The organism is Agromyces solani, assembly GCF_058349925.1.
In genome coordinates, this window is sequence record NZ_JBYRER010000003.1 from 175,638 (window position 1) to 195,730 (window position 20,093).

Sequence of the window (20,093 nt, forward strand, 5' to 3'; positions counted from 1 at the left end):
CGCCGTCAGAGTCCCTGGGCGAGCCGGTAGTACGCCTGGTTCCAGCGCACCTGTCGGCCGAACTCGGCGGTCGTGGTGTCCTCGTCGATGACGAGGAGCTCGAGTCCGGCCATCTCGGCGAAGTCGCGGAAGACGTCGACGCCGACGGCGTTCGACATGACGGTGTGGTGCGCGGCGCCGGCGGCGAGCCAGGCCGCGGCGCTGGTCGTGAAGTCGGGCGCGGGCTTCCAGACGGCGCGGCCGACCGGGAGCTTCGGCAGCGGCTGGCGCGGCGCGACGTTCTCGACGACGTTCGCGGTGAGGCGGAACCGGTCGCGCAGGTCGCTCATCGCGACGACGACGGCGGGGCCGGGGTCGGCGGTGAAGACGAGGCGCACGGGGTCGTCCTTGCCGCCGATGCCGAGCGGGTGCACCTCCAGGGTGGGGCGAGCCGTGGTCAGCGAGGGCGAGACCTCGAGCATGTGCGCGCCGAGGATCAGCTCGTCGCCCGGGGTGAGGTCGTAGGTGTAGTCCTCCATCAGTGAAGCGCCGCCGGGCAGGCCCGCGCCCATCACGTTCGCGATGCGCACGAGCACGGCGGTCTTCCAGTCGCCCTCGGCGCCGAAGCCGTAGCCCTCGGCCATGAGCCGCTGCACCGCGAGGCCCGGCAGCTGCTTCAGCTCGCCGAGGTCTTCGAACGACGTCGTGAACGCGCCGAAGCCGCCCTCCTCGAGGAACGAGCGCAGGCCGAGCTCGATCGCCGCGCCGTCGCGAAGCGACTGGTGGCGGTCGCCGCCCCGGCGCAGCTCGGGGGCGACGTCGTAGAGCTCCTCGTACTCGGCGACGAGCGCGTCGACGTCGGCCTCCGCGGCCGCCGCGACAGCCGCAGCGAGCTCGCCCACGCCCCACGTGTTCACCTGCACGCCGAGCCGCAGCTCGGCCTCGGTCTTGTCGCCCTCGGTGACGGCGACGTAGCGCATGTTGTCGCCGAAGCGGGCGAGCTTCAGGTCGCGCGAGGCGGCGAGGCCGGCGGCGGCGCGCTGCCAGGTGCCGAGCTCCCGCTGCACGGCCGGGTCGGACGCGTGCCCCACGATCGTCTTGCGCGGCACGCCGAGCCGGGTCTGGATGTACCCGAACTCGCGGTCGCCGTGCGCGGCCTGGTTGAGGTTCATGAAGTCGAAGTCGATGTCCGACCACGGCAGCTCGACGTTCGCCTGCGTGTGCAGGTGCGCGAGCGGCTTCTGCAGCGCGTCGAGGCCGGCGATCCACATCTTGGCCGGGCTGAACGTGTGCATCCACGCGACGAGGCCGATGACCCGGTCGTCGGCGTTCGCCTCGAGCGCGGTGCGCTTGATCGCGGCGGAGTCGGTGAGAACGGGCTTCCAGACGATGCGGACCGGCACGTCGGACGCCTCGTCGAGCAGCCGCGCGATGGCCTGCGACTGCTCGGCGACCTGGGCGAGGGTCTCGGGGCCGTAGAGGTGCTGGCTGCCGGTGAGGAACCAGACCTCGTAGCCGTCGAGCGAGGTGGTGAGCTTCGTGCGGGTCATGCGCGTTCCTTCTGCTGGTCTGCTGATGCGGTCGATCTGGTTCGGATGATCTCGATACGGCGCAGGGCGCCTACTCGATCCGGCGGCTCCGGGTCCGAGCCCGGCGGGGGCGCGAGGCCCCCGCCGGAACGGTGGTGGCGCGCCGCGGCCACCGAAGTCGACTACTTACGTTTCGTCGACTCGTCCGGAAGGTCTCGGGTCGGCTCGAGCGCACGCACCGCGGCCGCCTCGGCGGCGAGGCCCGCGCGGTAGCGCTCGAGGTGGGCGGTGAACCCCGCGACGTCGGATGCCTCGGGCACGACGACCTCGACCGCCGAGCCCGCGAACACGCGGTCGTCGAGGTAGGTGCCGAGTGAGGCATCCCCGCCGGCGGTCGCCCGCTCGCGGAGGTGGGCGGCGAGCACCGCGATGCCCCACGCCCCGCCCTCGGCCGCGGTCTCGCCGACCGCGACGGGGGCGTCGAGGGCGCCGGCGAGGAACCGCTGCGCGACGCCCGCCGTGCGGAAGACGCCGCCGTGACCGAACATGCGGTCGATCTCGACGCCCTCGCCGTCGAGCACCCGCATGCCGAGCGCGAGCGTGCCGAACACGCCGTACAGCTGGGCGCGCATGAAATTCGCGAGCGTGAAGCGGCTGTCCGGGGTGCGCACGACCATCGGCCTGCCCTCGTCGAGCCCGGCGATCGGCTCGCCGGCGAGCGTGTTGTAGGCGAGCAGGCCGCCCGCGTCGGGCTCGCCGTCGAGCGCCTCGCGAAAGAGGGTCTCGAAGACGTCGTCGCGCCCGATCGGCGCGCCCTCGCGGGTCGCGCCGACCGCGGTCGAGAACCGCTCGAACAGGCCGACCCACGCGGCGAGTTCGGAGGCGCCGTTGTTGCAGTGCACCATCGCGACGGGGTCGCCCGCGGGCGTCGTGACGAGGTCGATCTCATGATGCGCGCTCGCGAGCGGGCGTTCGAGCACGACCATCGCGAAGATGCTCGTGCCCGCGCTCACGTTGCCCGTGCGGGGTGCGACCGAGTTCGTCGCGACCATGCCCGTGCCGGCGTCGCCCTCGGGCGGGCACAGCGGGATGCCCGGTGCCAGGGCGCCGGTCGGGTCGAGCAGCCGGGCGCCCTCGGCCGTGAGCGCGCCCGCCGGCTCACCCGCGGCGAGCACCTCGGGCAGCAACTCGGCGACCCGCATGCCGCGACCTCGACCCGCGCGCTCGGCCGGCTCGGCGGCGAGGTCGTCGTAGCGCGCGAGCAGGCCGGCGTCGTAACCGCCCGTGGCGGAATCGATCGGGAACATGCCCGAGGCGTCCCCGATTCCCAGTACTTTCCGGCCCGTGAGCCGCCAGTGCACGTAACCGGCGAGGGTGGTGAAGAAGTCAAGGCGGTCAACATGCGGCTCCGCGTCGAGCACCGCCTGGTGCAGGTGCGCGATCGACCAGCGCAGCGGGATGTTGAGCCCGAACGCCGCGCTCAGCTCGGCCGCCGCCCGGCCCGTCGAGGTGTTGCGCCACGTGCGGAACGGCACGAGCAGCCCGCCCTGCGCGTCGAACGCGAGGTAGCCGTGCATCATCGCCGAGACGCCCATCGCTCCGAACGTCGTCGGCCGCACACCGTGACGGCGCTCGGCGTCGGCGACGAGCCCGACGTAGGCCGCCTGCAGTCCCGACCACACCGCGTCGAGCCGATAGCTCCAGCGGCGGTCGTCGGTGAACTCGTTCTCCCACTCGTGGCTGCCGACGGCGAGCACGCGGGTCGGGTCGCCGGCGTCGACGAGGCACGCCTTGATGCGGGTCGATCCGAGCTCGATGCCGAGGGCGGTGCGGCCGTCGAGGATCGCCCGCGCCGAGGCATCCGTGCCGGTGTTCGCGGTGCCGGTGTCGTCGCTCATCGCCGTGCGTCCCCCGCCTGTCCGTAGACGTTCTGGTAGCGGTCGTAGAGGCGGTCGATCGCCTCCTGCGGAATCGGGATGAGCTCGCCGGCCTCGCGGGCGTGGTGCACGGTGCGGGCGACGTCCTCGACCATGACCGCGGCCTTCACCGCGTCCTTCGCGTCTTTGCCGATCGTGAACGGGCCGTGGTTCTGCATGAGCACCGCGCGCGAGCGGTGACCCGTCAGGGTCTCGACGATGCCGCGGCCGATCGAGTCGTCGCCGATGATCGCGAAGGGGCCGACCGGGATCGGCCCGCCGAATTCGTCGGCCATCGCCGTGATCACGCACGGGATCTCCTCGCCGCGGGCCGCCCAGGCGACGGCGAAGGTCGAGTGGGTGTGCACCACTCCCCCGACCTCGGGCATGTTGCGGTAGACGTAGGCGTGCGCGGCCGTGTCGCTCGACGGGCTCCGTTCGCTACCCGGGGTGCCCGGCACGACCTCGCCGTCGAGCGTGCAGAGGATCATGTTCTCGGGCGCGAGATCGTCGTAGACCACGCCCGACGGCTTGATCACGAAGAGCTCGGCGCCCGGCACCCGGCCCGACACGTTACCGCCCGTCCACACCACGAGGCCGTTGCGCGTGAGCTCGCCGTGGAGCCGGGCGACGTCGGCGCGGACCTGCGCGATGGCGGCCTCGACCTCGGCGGTGAACGGCGGTGCCGACGGCGCCGCGCCTGGCGTCTGGGCTTCATTGCTCACGATGTGCGACCTCAGGTTCCGTGACCGGTCACTGTGACCGGTCACGGAACATGGAACCACGACCGGCCGAGCGCGTCAAGCCGGGGCGATTCCGAAGTGTAGGAACTTCCGTGGCGGGCGCGGCACGTCGTCGGCTCCGGCACGGCGTGTCGGACGATTCTTCCTACATCGGCGAAGCGGGCACGACGCCACTCGCGAACTGCGCACGACGCCACTCGCGAACTGCGCGCGACGCGTCGACGGCGAACGGGGCCGCTTCGATCAGGGTTGCGGCGGCGTGACCGACGCGCGCTCGACGAGCACGGGCACGATGCGCTCGGCCTCGGTGCCCGACACCGCGGTGGATGCTTCGACCGTCGCCCCGCTCGCCCCAGCGAGCAGCGCCTCGACGGCGCGATGCGCGAGCTCCTCGAAGTCCTGCCGCACGGTCGTGAGCGGGGGCCACAGGTAGGCCGCGTCGGGGATGTCGTCGAACCCGACGAGACTCACCCGTCCCGGCACGTCCACGCCCGCCTCACGCAGGCCGCCGAGCAGCCCGAGCGCCATCTGGTCGTTCGCGACGAACACCGCCGTCGCGCCCGAGTCGATCACGGCGGCGGTCGCCTCGTGACCGGAGCGGGCGGTCCAGTCGCCGGCGATGACCGCACCAGGTTCGATGTCCCGCGCGGCGAGCTCGGCGAGGTAGCCGGTGCGACGCGCCTCGGCCTCGAGCCAGTCGGCCGGCCCCGCGAGGTGCGCGATGCGACGATGGCCGGCGTCGGCGAGGCATCCGACCGCGGCCCTGGCGCCCGCGACCTGGTCGACCGAGAAGCTGTTCGCGCCGTGGCCCGCCGAGTGCAGCGTGACGACCGGCACGCCGATCTCGAGCGCCGACAGGGCCTCGATCGTGCGTGCGTGCGGCGCGACGACGACGAGTCCCTCGACCCCCTGCGCCTGCAGGTGCACGACGGCGGCCGCGACCGACGCCGCATCCCCGGAGTCGGCGAACGCCGCGCTGACCCAGTAGCCGGCCGCCCGGGCCGCCGCCTCGACGGCGGCGATGCTGCGCGACGGCCCGTACTGCAGGGCATCCGAGGCCAGCAGGCCGAGCGTGTGCGAGCGCTTCGTGCCGAGCGCGCGTGCGGCGTTGTTCATGCGGTAGTCGAGCTCCCGCATCGCCGCGAGCACGCGCTCCTTCGTCGCCGCCGCGACCTCGGGGTGGTCGTTGAGCACGCGCGAGACCGTCTGCCGCGAGACGCCGGCGAGCGCCGCGACCTCGCGCACGCCGATGGCCCGCGCCGGACGGCGATCGCCCGTGGCCGCCGCGGACGCCTCGTGATCGATCTCGCTCACGCCGTCACCTCCATCGCCCGAGTGTACGACCACCGTGACCGGTCAAGGCCGAGGGCGCGTCACAGACCGAGCCGCTCCAGGTAGGTGTTCGTGAAGCGGCGCTCCGGGTCGACCCGTGCGCGCAGCGCGGCGAAGTCGTCCCACCGCGGGTAGCGTGCGCGCACCTCTTCCGCGGGGAGGGTGAAGAGCTTGCCCCAGTGCGGGCGCGCCGTCGCCGGCAGCGCCCCTTCGACGAGCGGCAGCAGTGCTTCGACCGCCGCCTGCTCGCGGCGCCAGGTGAAGTGGATGGCCACGGCGTCCGTTCCGTACGACGGGCTCAGCCAGAGCCGGTCGGCCGCGATGGTGCGGATCTCGCACACGAGCAGCAGCGGCGCGATCCGCGCGGCGAGCCCCCGCACCGCCTCGATCGCCGCGACCGCGTCGGTTCGCGGCACGAGGTACTCGGACTGCAACTCCTCCCCCGCCGACGGCGTGAACGCGAGGCGGAAGTGCGGCAGCCGCTCGTGCCACGGGCCGGGCGCGCCGAGCTGCCCGGTCGTCGCCCGGACGTCGCCGCCCGGCACCGGATGCCTCGGCGCGCCCGCGGCGGTCGCCCCGAGCGTCGTGGCGACGGCGGATGCCTCGTCGGGGAGGCCTCGCCCCGAGGCATCCCCGCGCTGTTTGAGCCACAGCAGGTCGGCCCGCTCGGTGGACTGCCAAGTGGTGAAGATGCTGACGCTCGTCGCGAGCGAGGTGACCCGGTCGAGGTCGGCGAGCACGGCCTCCCAGCGCGGGCCGTCGAACACGTGCTGGGCGACGTCGTACGTCGGTTCGACCTCGAGCTCGAGGGCGACGACGACCCCGAGGGCTCCCAGGTGCACGACCGCGCCGTCGAACTCGGCATCGCCGCGCCGCAGCGTGCACACCCCGCCGTCGGCCCCCACGAACCCGATCGCCCGCACCGCGCTCGCGAGCGAGCCGAGACGGTCGCCGGAGCCGTGCGTGCCGGTCGCGACCGCCCCCGCGACCGAGATGTGCGGCAGCGACGCGAGGTTCGCGAGCGCGAGGCCGCGGGCGTGCAGCGCCTCGGCGAGCGCGCCGTACCGCAGCCCGCCCGAGACGCGCACGGCGCCCGGCGCGCTGCCCGCGTCGATCTCGGTCGGCAGCGCACCGGTCTCGATGAGCGTGCCGCTCGTGTCGGCGATGTCGTTGAAGCTGTGCCGGGAGCCGAGCGCGCGGAGCCGGCCGGTCGAGCCGGCGATGAGCTCGCGCAACTCGTCGACCGACTCCGGGCGCACGACCTGCGCGGCACCGTACTCGAGGTTGCCCGCCCAGTTGCGCTCGCTCATGCAGCCATCATCACCCGAGCGAGAGCGCCGTCCACGACACGGGCGGCAGCGTCACGGTGAGCGTCCCGCCCTCGATGCGGACCGAGCGGTTCGCGCCCGGCGCCACCCGCTCGGGCTCGGCCAGCGTGTTCTTCGCGTACACGTCGTCATCGGCGAGCGTGTGCGACTCGAGCAGCGACACGTCGCCCAGGGCGGCGACGTCGACAGTCACCTCGAGCGGCTCGGTCGTCGACCGGTTCACGAGGAAGACCGCCGAGCTCCCCGCCTCCGCGTCGTGCGTCGCGACGGCATCGACGAGCGGCACGACGCCGTACTCCTTCGTCTCGTAGCTCGGGGCGTCGAGCTTGAGTTCGAGCGCCGCGCCCTGCGCGAGCCGCGAGGTGATCGAGAACGGGAAGAACGTCGTCTGGCGCCAGGCCGGCCCGCCCGGCTCGGTCATGATCGGCGCGATGACGTTGACGAGCTGGGCGAGCGAGGCGCTGGTGACCCGGTCGGCGTGCTTCAGCAGCGAGATCAGGAGGTTGCCGAACACGACCGCGTCGGCGACCGAGTAGACGTCTTCCAGCAGGCGCGGCGCGACCGGCCAGTTGTCGATGCCCTCGATCTTGTCGACGTTCTGGAATCGCGAGAGGTACCAGACGTTCCACTCGTCGAACGAGATGTTCACGGTCTTGTCGCTGCCGCGCACGGCCTTCACGTGGTCGGCGGTCGCGACGACGGTCTCGATGAAGCCGTCCATGTCGACGGCCGAGGCGAGAAACGAGCCGAGGTCGCCGTCCTTCTCCTCGTAGTAGGCGTGGCACGAGATGTAGTCGACGTCGTCGTAGGCGTGCGTCAGCACGACCCGCTCCCACTCGCCGAAGGTCGGCATGTGCGCGCTCGACGAGCCGCAGACGACGAGCTCGATCGACGGGTCGAGCTGGCGCATCGCCTTCGCGGTCCGCGACGCGAGCTTGCCGTAGTCGTCGGCCGACCGGTGCCCGAGCTGCCACGGCCCGTCCATCTCGTTGCCGAGGCACCACATCTTCACGCCGAACGCGTCGGTGCGGCCGTTGTCGATGCGGCGCTGCGACAGCGCCGTGCCGCCCGGGAGGTTCGCGTACTCGAGCAGGTCGAGCGCCTCGAGCGTGCCGCGCGTGCCGAGGTTGACGGCGAGCATGAGCTCCGAGCCGACCTTGTCGAGCCACGACGAGAACTCGTGCAGGCCCACCTCGTTGGTCTCGGTCGAGTGCCACGCGAGGTCGAGCCGGCGCGGGCGCTCGTCGCGGGGGCCGACGGAGTCCTCCCACCGGAAGCCCGACACGAAGTTGCCGCCGGGGTACCGGATGGTCGAGACCCCGAGCTCCTTCACGAGCTCGACGACGTCGGCGCGGAAGCCCTCCGCGTCGGCGGTCGGGTGGCCCGGCTCGTGGATGCCGTCGTAGACGTGCCGGCCGAGGTGCTCGACGAAGCCGCCGAAGACGCGGCGGTCGATGCGACCGACCGTGAAGTGCGGGTCGATGGTGAGATGTGCGCTGGGCATGCGGGTGCTTTCTGTTTTCGAGGTGGTTCGAGGGGGCGGATGCCTCGGCCGAGGCATCCCGCCCGCTGCGCTACTTGATCGAGCCGACCGACAGGCCGCCCTGCCAGTACCGCTGGAGGAAGAGGAAGGAGAGGATGAGCGGCAGCACCGAGATGAACGCGCCCGAGGTGATGAGGTTCCAGACCTGCTCGCCGCCGGCGCCGGCGTTCGAGAGCGCGGTCCAGCGGTTGAGGCCCACGGTGACGGGCAGCAGTTGCGGGTCGGTGAGCACGGCGAGGGGCAGGAAGAAGTTGTTCCAGGTGCCGACGACCGACAGCAGCAGCACCGTCACGATCGCCGGGCGCAGCAGCGGCAGGGCGACCTGGAAGAAGGTGCGCAGCTCGCCCGCCCCGTCGATGCGGGCGGCCTCGAGCATCTCGTCGGGCACCGCGTCCTGCGTGTAGACCCGCATGAGGTGGACGCCGAACGGGCTGAGGAGGCTCGGCAGGATCACGGCCCACGGCGTGTTGATGATGCCGTACTGGCTGAGCAGCATGAACGTCGGGATCACGAGCGCCGTGAGCGGCACCATGACCGAGCCGAGCACGACGGTGAACACGGCGCCCCGCCCTCGGAAGTCGTACTTCGCGAAGCCGTACCCGGCGAGGATCGCGAGGATCGTCGCGCCGATGCCGCCCGCGAACGCGTAGACGAACGAGTTGGCGAGCCAGCGCCAGTAGATGCCGCCCTGATGGGTGAACAGCTCGGCGATGTTCGAGAACAGCGCGAAGTCGCCGGAGAACCAGAACGCGGGGCTCGAGAAGAGGCCTGCCGTGTCCTTCGTGGCTGCCACGACGAGCCACCAGATGGGCACCACGAAGTAGATCGCGAGGATCACGAGGAACACGTGCGAGCCGATGCGTCGGCCGCCCGACCGGCCGCCGCGGCCGCGCCCGCCGTGGACGCTGCGGTCGACGTGCGAGGGCACCCCGGTGGCGGTGGTGAGCGGCTCGGCCGCGTCGGTCGTGCGCTGGGTGAGGATCGACATCACTTCAGTCCGCTCTGCTTGCGGGTGAGGAACAGGAAGACGAACGACCCGGCGAAGACGAGTGCGCCGAGCGAGAAGGCGATCGCCGAGGCGTAGTTGAACTGGCTGTACGAGAAGGCCAGCGAGTACGCGTACATGTTCGGGGTGTAGGCCGCGTCGATCGCCCCCTGGGCGACGTTCCGCAGCACGACGGGCTCGGTGAAGAACTGCAGGGTGCCGATGAGCGCGAACATGACGATCATGACCATCGACGACCCGATCATCGGCACCTTGATGCGCAGCGCGGTCTGCCAGCCGTTCGCGCCGTCGATGCGCGCCGCCTCGTAGATCGACGGGTCGATCGCGCGCAGCGCCGCGTAGATCACGACCATGTAGTAGCCCGCCCACTGCCAGGTGACGATGTTCACGAGGCTGCCGAAGATGGTGCCCGGGGCGAGGAAGTCGGGCGTCGGCAGCCCGACGAGCTCGAAGAGGGTGCCGGCGGGGCCGAAGCGGGGGCTGTACAGGAAGCTCCACATGAGCGCCCCGATGACGCCGGGGATGGCGTACGGCGCGAAGATCAGCAGTCGCGAGAGATTGGAGAGCTTCGTCGCGAGCGTGTCGAGCACGAGCGCCGCGGCGATCGCGACGATGAGCTGGGCCGGGATCATGACGAGCGCGAACGCGAGCACCCGCAGCATGCCCTCGAGGAAGAGCGGGTCGGTGAACGCCTTCGCGTAGTTGCCGAGGCCGGTGAACTCGGTGCCCGTGGCGAGCGTCGAGGTGAACAGGCTCATGCCGAACGCGTACGCCAGCGGGAACACGAGCAGCAGCGCGAAGACGGCGAGGAACGGCGAGACGAAGAGCCAGCCCCAGCGCTGCCGTCGACGCAGGAGGGTGGATCCGCCGGCGCGCGGCGCCCGGCGACGCGGCACCGCGGGTGCGGCGACGCTGGTCTGGGTGGTCATGGCTCGTTCTCCTCGTCGAGACGGTCTGGGGGCCGGGTGGGTGGATGCCTCGGCGCGAGCCCGAGGCATCCACCCCGCCGATCACTGGAGGGTGAAGCCCTGCTCGGTCGCGTACTGCTCGAGCGAGGCCTGCAGGTCGTCGAGCGCCTGATCGGCGGTCTTCTCGCCCTGCACCATCGCGAACTGCTCCTCGGTCAGCTGGTCGTAGGCGTAGTTCTGGAAGGGGCTGAACGTGAAGCCCTGGTAGCCGGCCGCCGCCTCGAGGAAGACGTCCTTGTTGATCTGCTGTCCGCCGAAGAACGGGTACTCGAGGTCGCGGAAGTAGTCGGACTCCAGGATCGGCTTCCACAGCGGGAAGAGCGCGGCCTGCTCGATGCCGATCTTCCAGGCCTCCTCGGTGCCGAAGATCTCCTTCGCGACCGTCGCCGCGGCCTCCTTGTCCTCCGCCTGGCTCGTCACCGCGAAGGTCGAACCGCCCCAGTTGATCTGCACGGGGTTCGCCGGGTCCCACTGCGGGACGGGCGCCGCACGCCACTCCGCGTCGCTGTCGGCGTCGGAGAGGCCCTGCAGGTAGCCGGGACCCCAGGCCGCGGCGACGTAGATCGCGTACGAGCCGTCGACGAGCTTCGTGTTGTAGTCCGCGGTGAACGCGTCATCGGTCGCGACGAGGCCGCCCTTCACGAGCTCGTCCCAGTAGGCGAGCACCTGCTTCGAGCCGTCGTCGTTCACGTCGATGCCGATCTCGGTCGGGTTCTCACTGTCGTAGGCGTAGGGCACCGAACCGGCCTGGGCGAAGAGCGCCTGGTTGTACGCACGCCCGTTGGTCGGGAAGTCGGCGAGCACGCCGGGCGCACCCGCGTCCTTCAGCGCCTGGGCCGCGGCCTTGAACTCGTCCCACGTGGTCGGGGCGGCGATGCCGTACTGGTCGAGGATGTCCTTGCGGTAGAGCATGCCCATGGGGCCGCCGTCGACGGGGATGCCGAAGACCGCCTCCCCGCTCGAGACGTCCTTCCAGGCGCCGTCGGTGTAGTCGGCCTTCACGTCGTTCGCGTCGTACTCGGTGAGGTCGACGAGCGCGTCGCGGATCGAGAAGCTCGAGAGCACCTCGCTCTCGAGCATGATGACGTCGGGGGCGCCCGACCCGGCTTCGATCGCCGTCGAGAACTTCGTGTACTCGTCGTTGCCCTGCCCGGCGTTCGTCCAGCAGATCTGCACGTCGTCGTGGCTCTCGTTGAACAGGTCGACGACGTCCTCGAACGCGGGGTACCAGGCCCACACGCTGACCTGGGTGGCGTCGGCGTTGACGATCTCGTTGGTGCAGGAGGCCTCTTCGGCGCCGCCGGCCGAGCAGCCGGTGAGCGCGGCGGCCGCCACGGCGGCGACGCCGCCCACGGCCAGGAACTTCGACTTCATTGTGCTGTGCTTCCTCTCGCGGTGGGGACACCGATGTCTCTGGGGACCGCAGCGACCACGTCGGCGCGGCGGGGATCCGCTTGATTTACAACGTTGTACGTAAACGTTGTAACGGACATGATGCCCCGCCCTCGGCGACGTGTCAACCTCGCTGGGACGCTCGGCGCGCCGGTCAGCCGGCGACGGAGGCGACCGCGGCCGCAACCGGCTCGGTCGCAGGCGCCGACTCGCGCGCGATCACGGCGAACTCGGCGAGGCGGGTGCGCGGGCCGCCCGCGGCCGCGCCGTGCTCGATGCGTTCGATCAGCGTGCCGACCGCGGTCGTCGCGATCCACTCCCGCCCGGGGTCGATCGTCGACAGCGACGGCACCGTGTACTGCGCCTCGTCGATGTTGTCGAAGCCGATCACCGCGACGTCATCGGGCACGCGGCGCCCCGCCTCGAGGAGGGCGCGCATCGCACCGAGCGCGAGGGTGTCGTTCATCGCGAACACCGCGTCGAACGGCACCCCGCGACCGAGGATCTCGCGCATCGCACGCGCCCCGCTCTCGCGGTGCCAGGCCATCGAGGGCCCCACGAGCGCTTCGTCGAACGCGATGCCGTTCGCCTCGAGCGCCTCGTGATAGCCGCGCAGGCGCAGCCCGGCCGAACCGATGACCTCGCCCTCGTGCACGCCGATGACCGCGATGCGGCGCCGCCCGCCGGCGATGAGGTGCTCGGTCGCGGCCCTCGCCGCCGCGACGTTCTGCATCGTGACGTGGTCGGTCGGGCCGTCGAAGATGCGCTCGCCGAGCAGCACGAGCGGGAACGGCACGTCGAGCACGTCAGCGTCGTCCTGCCCGAGGCCGAGCGCGCTGAAGATCAGCCCGTCGGTCATCTTCAGGCGCGGGCTGCGCAGGAGCTCGAGCTCGCGGTCGCGGTCTCCGCCGGTCTGCTCCACCAGCACGACGAGCCCCGACGCCTCGGCCGCGGCGATGACCGAGGCGGCCAGCTCCGCGAAGTAGGCGAGGGCGAGGTCGGGCACGGCGAGCGCGATCGCGCCGCTCCGCCCGGATCGCAGGCTGCGCGCGGTCAGGTTCGGCGTGTAGCCGAGCTCGGCGATGGCCCGCTCGACCTTCTCGCGCGTCGCCGGCCTGATGTGCGGGTAGTCGTTGATGACGTTCGAGACCGTCTTGATCGACACCCCGGCGACCCGGGCGACGTCGTGCAGCGTCACCGCCATCGCGCCCTCCCTCGCCGAACTCGGATGGAGTCACTGTACAACGTTGTGAACCGGCGTCGGCCATCCGTCGTCGACGGCGCGTCCGACGCGGCCCCGGTCGGACGCCTCCGCACGCGGTGCGCGCACGAACGGGCCGGACCGCAGGGGCCCGGCCCGTTCGCGTGCGATCAGCCGCCCGGCTTCGAGGGCGGTGTGGCCGGGGTCGCCCTCGCGACGCGCGGGCTCGCCGTCACCGACTCGGACGCCTCGGAGGTGCCGACCTCATTGGTCGCCGTCACCGTGACGGTGTAGTCGACGCCGTTGCGCAGGCCGGCGAGGGTCGCGGCCGTCTCCGTCGTCTCGACGACGACGGGCACCGCCTGCTTCGACTTGCCGCCGGTGACCACGGGGGTCGCGGTCACGCGGTACGAGGTGATCGTCGCGTGGCCGTCACTCGCGGGTGCCTGCCACGTCACGGTCGCACTGGCATCGCCCGAGACGACGGCGACGGCCTGCGGCGCCGTGGGGGCCGTCGGCTGCACCGCCGCGAACGCCCAGTTGTCGACCTCGACGAGATCGGCCTCGGCGTCGAGCCCTTCGGGCGCGGCGAACACGAAGAACACGTCGTGGGTGCCCGCGGCACCGCTCACGTCCGCCGTGACCGTCGTCCACTCGCCGATCTCTCCGTCGACCGGGATCTCGGCGACGACCTGCCCGTCGGCGTCGTCGAGGCGGACCTGGATGCTCCCGCCCTCGACCAGCGGCTTCACCTTCGCCGAGACCGACGTGGCCCCTGAGCCGAAGTCGACGCCCGAGAGGCCGGCGAAGTCGCCGTCGTCGACCCGCGACAGCACCATGTTGCCGTTCCCGTTGTGCTCGGGGAACTCGGCCGAGGGCACGTCGGTCTTCGCCGTGCTGAGCCCGAGCTGCCAGGCGAGGGTCTCGGCCTCGAACGTGCGGTACGGGTCGAACGCCTCGACCTGCTCCACCCCGGCGCGGGTGCCCGTGATCGGCTTGATCGTGCCGTCGGCGTTGAACTCGAGCTTGTCGATGTGCACCGAGCGGTAGCCCTGCGTCGCACCCGGGGTGCCGAGCGCGGCCGCCCACGCAGCCCCGCGCGTCTGCGCGTGGTAGGTGAAGTAGGTCTCGCCCTTGTAGGTGAACATGTCGGAGTGGTTGTTGCCGCCGTTGCCCGCGCCGAAGAACGTGCCCTGGTTCTGGAACGCGACGCCGGCGTACTTCGCGGCGGGCAGGTCCATCGGGTCGTCCGTCATCATGTAGGCGATGGCGCCCCGGGAGGGGTACTGCCCCGGCACCTCGTTCACCTGGAAGTTCGACGAGTACGAGTAGTAGTACTTGTCGCCGTGCTTGAACATGCTCGAGGCCTCGAACATGCCGGGCCCGTCGATCTCGACCGGGTCGCCGTCGAGGGTGACCATGTCGTCCTTCAGCTTCGCCACACGCGTCGACTTCGGGTTCTGCGGCCCCTGCACGTTCGGCGCGGTGCCGATCTGCGAGTTCCCGCCGAAGTACAGGTAGCCCTGCCCGTCGTCGTCGATGAAGACCTCGGGGTCGAAGAGCCACATGCCCGCCGGGAACCCGCCGCTCGCGATGTAGTCCTGCGAGACGGTGTCGGGGATGATCTTCTTGCCGAGCGGGTCGGTCCACGGCCCGAGCGGCGAGCCGCCCACGACCACCGCGGTGCCGGTTCCGCTGTCGCAGAAGTAGAGGTAGACCTTGCCGTCCTTCTCGATGGCCGCCGGAGCCCAGGAGTTGCGGGCCCATGGGGCGGCGCCGCCCTCACGGGCGACCGGAACGGCACCGTGGTCGACCCAGTTGACCATGTCGCTCGTCGACATGACGTTCAGCCGGGTGATGCCGCCGTAGCCGTTCGACTGCGTCGGCAGGCCGTTCGCGTCCTTGCTGTTGAGCTCGTACTGCTGGGTGTCGTCGGTCGAGTAGATGTAGAGCCGCCCGTTGTACACGAGGTGGTGCGGGTCTGCGCCGAACTTGTGGCCGACGAGCGGGTTGTGGTCGCCGACCGGCTTCGTCTGCACCTTCTCGAGGCTCGTGAACTCCGGAGCGGGCGGGGCGTCGGCGATCTTGATCAGCGAGACGTCGTCGACCTTGAAGTCCTGCAGCGCGTTCGATCCCCACGGAGTCTCGACGAAGAGCCAGTTCGCCGCCGCATGCTTCGCCTCCGCCGTGAACTCGCGCGAGAAGGTGCCCCACTCGCCGCGCGTGAAGCTCTGGCCGTAGTCGGCGCAACCGTTGAAGTTCGAGGGGCAGAAGGTGAAGTTGAACTGCTGGGTGTCGTTGCCCTGGTCGTACTTCAGCTTGCCGCTCATGCGGTAGGTCGCGCCGGCCTCGAGCTTGCCCGTGACGTCCGCGAACGGCCCCGACTGGGTGTTGGCGCGGCCGGTGACCTGCAGGGAGTTGGCACCGCTCGCGGCATCCGTGCTGAGCGCGAGCGTGCCGCCGCGCACGTTGCTCCACCCCGTGAAGCCGTCGACGAAGCGACCGTCGGGGAGCAGGTTGCCGGCGACGGCGGGCGGCTCCTCGACGGCCGGTCCGGACCCGCCCTCGGTCGTGAGCGACACGTCGTCGATGACGAACGTCTGGATGTCGGTGTTCCACGGGGTCTCGACGAAGAGGATGTCGTAGTCGGCCGAGAGCGGCGTGAACGTCTTGTCGATGGTGGTCCATTGGCCCGCGGTCACCGCCGCGGAGGCCACGACGTCGCAACGGCTCCGCGATGCCGTGCAGAGCACGACGTTGAAGTTCTGGGAGGCTCGTCCGGTGTCGAACTTGACGGCGAGGCTCAGGTCGTAGGACGTCTCGGTGTCGAGCAGGCCGGTGACCGTCGCCGCGGGACCGGACTGGAAGCTCGTCCGCCCGCTGATGGCGAGCGCCTTCGCCCCCGACTTCGCGTCGCCGCTCCCCGCGAGCGTGCCACCGAGGGGCGCCGTCCATCCGGCGATGCCCGTCTCGAACGTGCCGTTCTCGATGAGGTCGACCGTGGCGCCGTAGGCACCTCCCCCGACGCTGAGCGCGGAGGCGAGCAGGGCGCCGATGCCGAGCGTCGCGGCGAGCGCCCGGGCCGGGCGACCGCGTCCGCGGCCCGCGAGTCGTTCATGTCGTTTCACGTCTTGTCTCCTTTGATTCGATCGCGATGAGCTCCGCCCGCCTCCCGCCGCGCACGCCGGAACACCGGCTCGAAGCAACGTCTGGACACGATGGCTGAGCTCGATGGTGCTGCCGGCGGCAGCCGGTTCGCGTGAACCGTCCGCCCCGGCCCCTATCGGGCTTGTGGGTGTGAGGAAGTGCCGTCGACGAGATCGCCGGGTATCGGGAGGGGCGGCTACTCCCGCCGACGCATGAGCACGAGGCGTTGCAGGAGCACGAACACGAGCAGGATGCCGCCGGTGATGATCGTCGTCATCTCGGGCGGGATTCCGCCGTCGCGGGTGATGAGCACGTTCATGAGTCCGAGCACGAGGGCACCGACGACCGATCCGAGCACGTAGCCGTAGCCACCGGTGAGCAGCGTGCCGCCGATGACGGTGGCGGCGATCGCGTCGAGCTCCCACCCGATGCCGGTGATGTTCTGCGCGATGCCGAGGCGCGACGTGTACACGACCGCCGAGACGCCCGCGAGCGTCCCGCTGATGACGTAGACGAGCACCTTCGTGCGCGGCACCGCGAGACCCATGAGCGAGGACGAGCTCTCCGACCCGCCGATCGCGTAGACGGTGCGGCCGGTGCGGGTGCGGTGGAGCACGAAGAACGCGACGAGGACGACCAGCACGGCGATGATGACCCCGGGGGTGATGACGACGTCGTTCACCTTCTCGCCGTCGATGACCTTGAACTGCTCGCCGAGCCAGAGGATCGGCGAGTCGTCGGCGAGCCGCTCCGGCTTCGTGCTGAGCAGCGATGCGAGGCCCCGCCCCAGGAACATCATGGCGAGCGTCGCGATGAACGGCTGCACGTTGAAGTACTGGATGAGGATGCCGCTCGCGAGGCCGAACGCGGTGCCGATGAGGATCATCAGCACGATCACGACCCACGGGTTCCATCCCGCGTTCGAGAGCATGACGCCAGCGACGCTCGACAGCGCGATCACCGACCCGACCGACAGGTCGATGCCCCCGGTCAGGATCACGAACGTCATCGCCACCGCGAGGATGATGAGGTGCGCGTTGTTGATGAGCAGGTTCGACAGCGTGTTGTTCTGCACGATGCGCCCGTACGCGATCTCGCCGTAGATCACCATGCCGATGAAGATCACGATGGCCGCGGCCGTCGGCAGCACGGACGGGTTCGAGGCGACGACGCGCTTCACGCGTTCCCAGAGGCGCGAGGGCGGGGATGCCTCGGCCGGCGTCTCGAGACGGGGGGACTGCAGCGCGGTCATGCCGGCACCTCTTCCTTCGCGGTCACGGCGTTCGGAACGGTTCGCTCCTTCGGAGGCTTCCGACGTTGCACGAACCAGCCGCGCACCCGGTCGGACTGCAGCAGGCAGAGCACGACGATGACGATCGCCTTGAACGCCGGCGTGGCCGACGACGAGATACCGAGGAACACGACGGTCTTGTCGAGCGTCGCGATGAGGAGGGCGCCGACCACGGCGCCGCCGATGGAGAACTTGCCGCCCGACAGCGACGTGCCGCCGATGACGACCGCGAGGATCGCGTCGAGCTCCATCTGGTAGCCGGTTCGGGAGACGTCGACCGTCATCACGGTGCCGACCGACATGATGCCGGCGATGCCGGCGAGCACGGCGCTCAGCACGTAGACGGTCAGCAGCAGTCCGCTCGGCCGGATGCCGGCCATGCGGCTCGCCTTGGGATTGATGCCGATCGCCTCGATCATGAGTCCGAGGGCGCTGCGGCGGACGACGAGCCCGACGAGCCCGACGATCGCGAGTGCGAGCAGGAACACCACTGGGAGGCCGACGACGAAGCCGTTCGCGAGCCAGCGGAACGGATCGTTCGTCGCCGAGGTGTTCTGGCCCTCCGTGATCACCTTCGCGATGCCGCGCCCGGCGAGCATCATGATGAGCGTCGAGATGAAGGGCTGCAGGCCGATGTAGGCGACCAGCACGCCGTTCACGAGACCGAGCACGGCGCTCACGGCGAGCGCGAGCCCGATGGCCCCTAGGGCGACGCCGAGGGAACCCGACTGTCCGGCGTCCTTCATGAACACCATCGCGACCGCACCCGACACCGCCATCACCGACCCGACCGAGAGGTCGATGCCGCCGGTGGCGATCACGAGCGACATGCCGACGGCGATCATGAGGATCGGCGCCGAGGCGCGGAGGATGTCGACCAGGTTGCCGACGAGGTTGCCGTTCTCGGGGTTGACCGAGATCGCCAGGTAGGTCGGGTCCTTCACGACGTTGAGCAGCAGGAGGGCGATGATCGCGACCACGCCCCAGAAGAACGGCTTGCGCACGAGGTCGTGCAGCCAAGTGGGTCGAGCGGCGGTGCTCATGAGTGTTCCTCCGTCAGCTCGGGCAGCTGCCCCTTGATGGTCGAGGCGGTCGGGTGCCGGTCGTCCTCGGCATCGATGATGCCACTGCGCGCGGCGGCCTCGACACCGTGGGCGGCGATGACGTCGACGACCTGTTGCGCCGTCACCTCGGGGCCGTTCACGATCTCGCCGATCTTCTGGTGGTCCTTGAGGACCACGATGCGTTCGCTGAGCCGCACGACCTCTTCGAGCTCGGAGGAGATGAACACGACCGAGACGCCGTCTTCGGCGAGTCGGGCGACGGCCTCCTGGATCTCGGCCTTCGCGCCGACGTCGATGCCGCGCGTGGGCTCGTCGAGGATGAGCAGGTCGGGCTTCGTCGCGAGCCAGCGGCCGAGCAGCACCTTCTGCTGGTTGCCGCCGGAGAGGTTCTTGATGAGGCGGTTCGGGTCGGCGGGGCGCACATTGAGCGCGGTGACGTACCGGTCGACGATCTCGTCCTGCTCCTTGCGCGACATCGGCCGGGCCCAGCCGCGCTCGGCCTGCACCGCGAGGATCATGTTCTCGCGGACCGTGAGATCGCCGATGATGCCCTCGTCGCGCCGGTTCTCGGTCGAGAAGGCGATGCGCTTGCCGAGGCCGTCGGCGGGGTTCCTGATGTCGACGCGCTTGCCCCGCAGGGTGATGGCGCCCTCGTCGACGCGGTCCGCCCCGTAGAGCAGGCGGGCGAGCTCGGTGCGACCCGAGCCGAGGAGGCCGGCGAACCCGACGACCTCGCCGGGATGGATATCGAGGTCGGTCGGTTCGATCGAACCGCGACGGCCGATGCCCGTCGCGGTGAGCAGCGGCTGCTCGGCGGTGTAGTCGCGCTCCTCGACGCGGCGGTTGCCGCCGAGGGAGGAGAGCACGTTGAGGTCCTTGCCGATCATCTTCGAGATGAGTGCGTGCCGGTCGAGCTCTCGCGTGAGGTACTCGCCCTCGTAGCGGCCGTTGCGCAGGATCGTGATGCGATCGCTGATCGCATAGATCTGGTCGAGGAAGTGCGAGACGAAGAGGATGGCGACGCCCTCGTCGCGCAAGGTCCGCATGACGCGGAAGAGACCCTCGACCTCCGCCGCGTCGAGGCTCGAGGTCGGCTCGTCGAGGATGAGGACCTTCGCCTTGATCGCCATCGCCCGGCTGATCGCGACGAGCTGCTGCATCGCGATGGAGAGTGTCGAGAGGGGCTTGCGAGTGTCGAGGTGCTCGAGCCCGAGCCGGGCGAGCGCCTCGGTGGCGGCCTGGTGGGTGGCCTTCCAGTTGACGCCGAACGCGCCGCGCACCTCGTGCCCGAGCATGACGTTCTCGCCGATGGTGAGGTTGGTGACCAGGTTCACCTCCTGGTACACGGTCGAGATGCGCGCGTTCTGCGCGTCGGCCGTGCCGTTGAACTGGCGTTCCCGGCCGGCGACGACGATCGAACCGCGGTCGATCCGGTAGACACCGGTGAGCGCCTTGATGAGCGTCGACTTGCCGGCGCCGTTCTCGCCCATCAGCGCATGGACCTCGCCCTGGAAGAGACGGAAGTCGACCCCGTCCAGCGCTTTGACGCCCGGGAACTCGATCGAGATGTCGCGCATCTCGACGATGGGCAGTGCTTCACTCATGGCAATCGCATCCTGTGACGGGGTCGCGTCGTCACGACCCGCTTCGTGGG

14 protein-coding genes are annotated in these 20,093 nt (G+C 70.6%); all 14 read right to left on the bottom strand.

The genetic code is table 11. The annotated features are described in order from the left end of the window. Nucleotides 1–5 precede the first annotated feature (5 nt). Nucleotides 6–1,529: an L-arabinose isomerase gene (gene araA / locus AC3RJ7_RS13275; protein ID WP_491456331.1), complete on the bottom strand. Its 1,524-nt coding sequence runs from the start codon at nucleotides 1,527–1,529 to the stop codon at nucleotides 6–8. Between the two features lie 161 nt (nucleotides 1,530–1,690). After that, nucleotides 1,691–3,406 (bottom strand): xylulokinase, encoded by a 1,716-nt coding sequence (locus AC3RJ7_RS13280; RefSeq protein WP_491456332.1) that lies wholly within the window; start codon nucleotides 3,404–3,406, stop codon nucleotides 1,691–1,693. Next, complete coding sequence (locus tag AC3RJ7_RS13285) at nucleotides 3,403–4,149, bottom strand: L-ribulose-5-phosphate 4-epimerase (RefSeq protein WP_491456333.1); 747 nt, start codon at nucleotides 4,147–4,149, stop codon at nucleotides 3,403–3,405. The genes AC3RJ7_RS13280 and AC3RJ7_RS13285 overlap by 4 nt, the downstream gene beginning before the upstream one ends. Nucleotides 4,150–4,410: 261 nt before the next feature. Then, the gene (locus AC3RJ7_RS13290) at nucleotides 4,411–5,481 is read right to left on the bottom strand and encodes a LacI family DNA-binding transcriptional regulator (RefSeq protein ID WP_491456334.1); all 1,071 of its coding nucleotides are present in this window, start codon (nucleotides 5,479–5,481) and stop codon (nucleotides 4,411–4,413) included. A 59-nt stretch (nucleotides 5,482–5,540) separates the two neighbouring features. Beyond that, nucleotides 5,541–6,809 (bottom strand): D-arabinono-1,4-lactone oxidase, encoded by a 1,269-nt coding sequence (locus AC3RJ7_RS13295; protein ID WP_491456335.1) that lies wholly within the window; start codon nucleotides 6,807–6,809, stop codon nucleotides 5,541–5,543. Between the two features lie 10 nt (nucleotides 6,810–6,819). Next, nucleotides 6,820–8,331, bottom strand: coding sequence for an arabinosylfuranosidase ArfA (gene arfA, locus AC3RJ7_RS13300; protein ID WP_491456336.1), 1,512 nt, complete (start codon nucleotides 8,329–8,331; stop codon nucleotides 6,820–6,822). Between the two features lie 70 nt (nucleotides 8,332–8,401). Beyond that, nucleotides 8,402–9,358, bottom strand: a complete 957-nt coding sequence (locus AC3RJ7_RS13305; RefSeq protein ID WP_491456337.1) for a carbohydrate ABC transporter permease — start codon at nucleotides 9,356–9,358, stop codon at nucleotides 8,402–8,404. Further along, nucleotides 9,358–10,305: a carbohydrate ABC transporter permease gene (locus tag AC3RJ7_RS13310; protein WP_491456338.1), complete on the bottom strand. Its 948-nt coding sequence runs from the start codon at nucleotides 10,303–10,305 to the stop codon at nucleotides 9,358–9,360. The genes AC3RJ7_RS13305 and AC3RJ7_RS13310 overlap by 1 nt, the downstream gene beginning before the upstream one ends. 81 nt (nucleotides 10,306–10,386) lie before the next feature. Then, nucleotides 10,387–11,718: an ABC transporter substrate-binding protein gene (locus tag AC3RJ7_RS13315; RefSeq protein ID WP_491456339.1), complete on the bottom strand. Its 1,332-nt coding sequence runs from the start codon at nucleotides 11,716–11,718 to the stop codon at nucleotides 10,387–10,389. A gap of 172 nt (nucleotides 11,719–11,890) precedes the next feature. After that, nucleotides 11,891–12,940 (bottom strand): LacI family DNA-binding transcriptional regulator, encoded by a 1,050-nt coding sequence (locus AC3RJ7_RS13320; protein ID WP_491456340.1) that lies wholly within the window; start codon nucleotides 12,938–12,940, stop codon nucleotides 11,891–11,893. Between the two features lie 167 nt (nucleotides 12,941–13,107). Continuing rightward, entirely contained in the window at nucleotides 13,108–16,065 is a 2,958-nt protein-coding gene (locus AC3RJ7_RS13325; RefSeq protein ID WP_491456341.1) for a carbohydrate binding domain-containing protein, read from the bottom strand. Between the two features lie 215 nt (nucleotides 16,066–16,280). After that, nucleotides 16,281–17,336 carry an ABC transporter permease gene (locus AC3RJ7_RS13330; protein ID WP_491456342.1) on the bottom strand — a complete coding sequence of 352 codons (1,056 nt, stop codon included), beginning with the start codon at nucleotides 17,334–17,336 and terminating at the stop codon, nucleotides 16,281–16,283. After that, nucleotides 17,333–18,418: an ABC transporter permease gene (locus tag AC3RJ7_RS13335; protein ID WP_491456343.1), complete on the bottom strand. Its 1,086-nt coding sequence runs from the start codon at nucleotides 18,416–18,418 to the stop codon at nucleotides 17,333–17,335. Before AC3RJ7_RS13335 ends, AC3RJ7_RS13330 begins: the two co-directional genes overlap by 4 nt. Continuing rightward, complete coding sequence (locus AC3RJ7_RS13340) at nucleotides 18,415–20,043, bottom strand: sugar ABC transporter ATP-binding protein (RefSeq protein WP_491456344.1); 1,629 nt, start codon at nucleotides 20,041–20,043, stop codon at nucleotides 18,415–18,417. The genes AC3RJ7_RS13335 and AC3RJ7_RS13340 overlap by 4 nt, the downstream gene beginning before the upstream one ends. Between the last annotated feature and the right edge of the window lie 50 nt (nucleotides 20,044–20,093).

What these genes read in the sequence shown, in the direction of transcription:
- araA (WP_491456331.1), bottom strand. Translation starts at nt 1,529, where the DNA reads ATGACCCGCACGAAGCTCACCACCTCGCTCGACGGCTACGAGGTCTGG.
- AC3RJ7_RS13335 (WP_491456343.1), bottom strand. Translation starts at nt 18,418, where the DNA reads ATGAGCACCGCCGCTCGACCCACTTGGCTGCACGACCTCGTGCGCAAG.
- AC3RJ7_RS13320 (WP_491456340.1), bottom strand. Translation starts at nt 12,940, where the DNA reads ATGGCGGTGACGCTGCACGACGTCGCCCGGGTCGCCGGGGTGTCGATC.
- AC3RJ7_RS13280 (WP_491456332.1), bottom strand. Translation starts at nt 3,406, where the DNA reads ATGAGCGACGACACCGGCACCGCGAACACCGGCACGGATGCCTCGGCG.
- AC3RJ7_RS13340 (WP_491456344.1), bottom strand. Translation starts at nt 20,043, where the DNA reads ATGAGTGAAGCACTGCCCATCGTCGAGATGCGCGACATCTCGATCGAG.
- AC3RJ7_RS13315 (WP_491456339.1), bottom strand. Translation starts at nt 11,718, where the DNA reads ATGAAGTCGAAGTTCCTGGCCGTGGGCGGCGTCGCCGCCGTGGCGGCC.
- AC3RJ7_RS13295 (WP_491456335.1), bottom strand. Translation starts at nt 6,809, where the DNA reads ATGAGCGAGCGCAACTGGGCGGGCAACCTCGAGTACGGTGCCGCGCAG.
- AC3RJ7_RS13330 (WP_491456342.1), bottom strand. Translation starts at nt 17,336, where the DNA reads ATGACCGCGCTGCAGTCCCCCCGTCTCGAGACGCCGGCCGAGGCATCC.
- AC3RJ7_RS13305 (WP_491456337.1), bottom strand. Translation starts at nt 9,358, where the DNA reads ATGTCGATCCTCACCCAGCGCACGACCGACGCGGCCGAGCCGCTCACC.
- AC3RJ7_RS13310 (WP_491456338.1), bottom strand. Translation starts at nt 10,305, where the DNA reads ATGACCACCCAGACCAGCGTCGCCGCACCCGCGGTGCCGCGTCGCCGG.
- arfA (WP_491456336.1), bottom strand. Translation starts at nt 8,331, where the DNA reads ATGCCCAGCGCACATCTCACCATCGACCCGCACTTCACGGTCGGTCGC.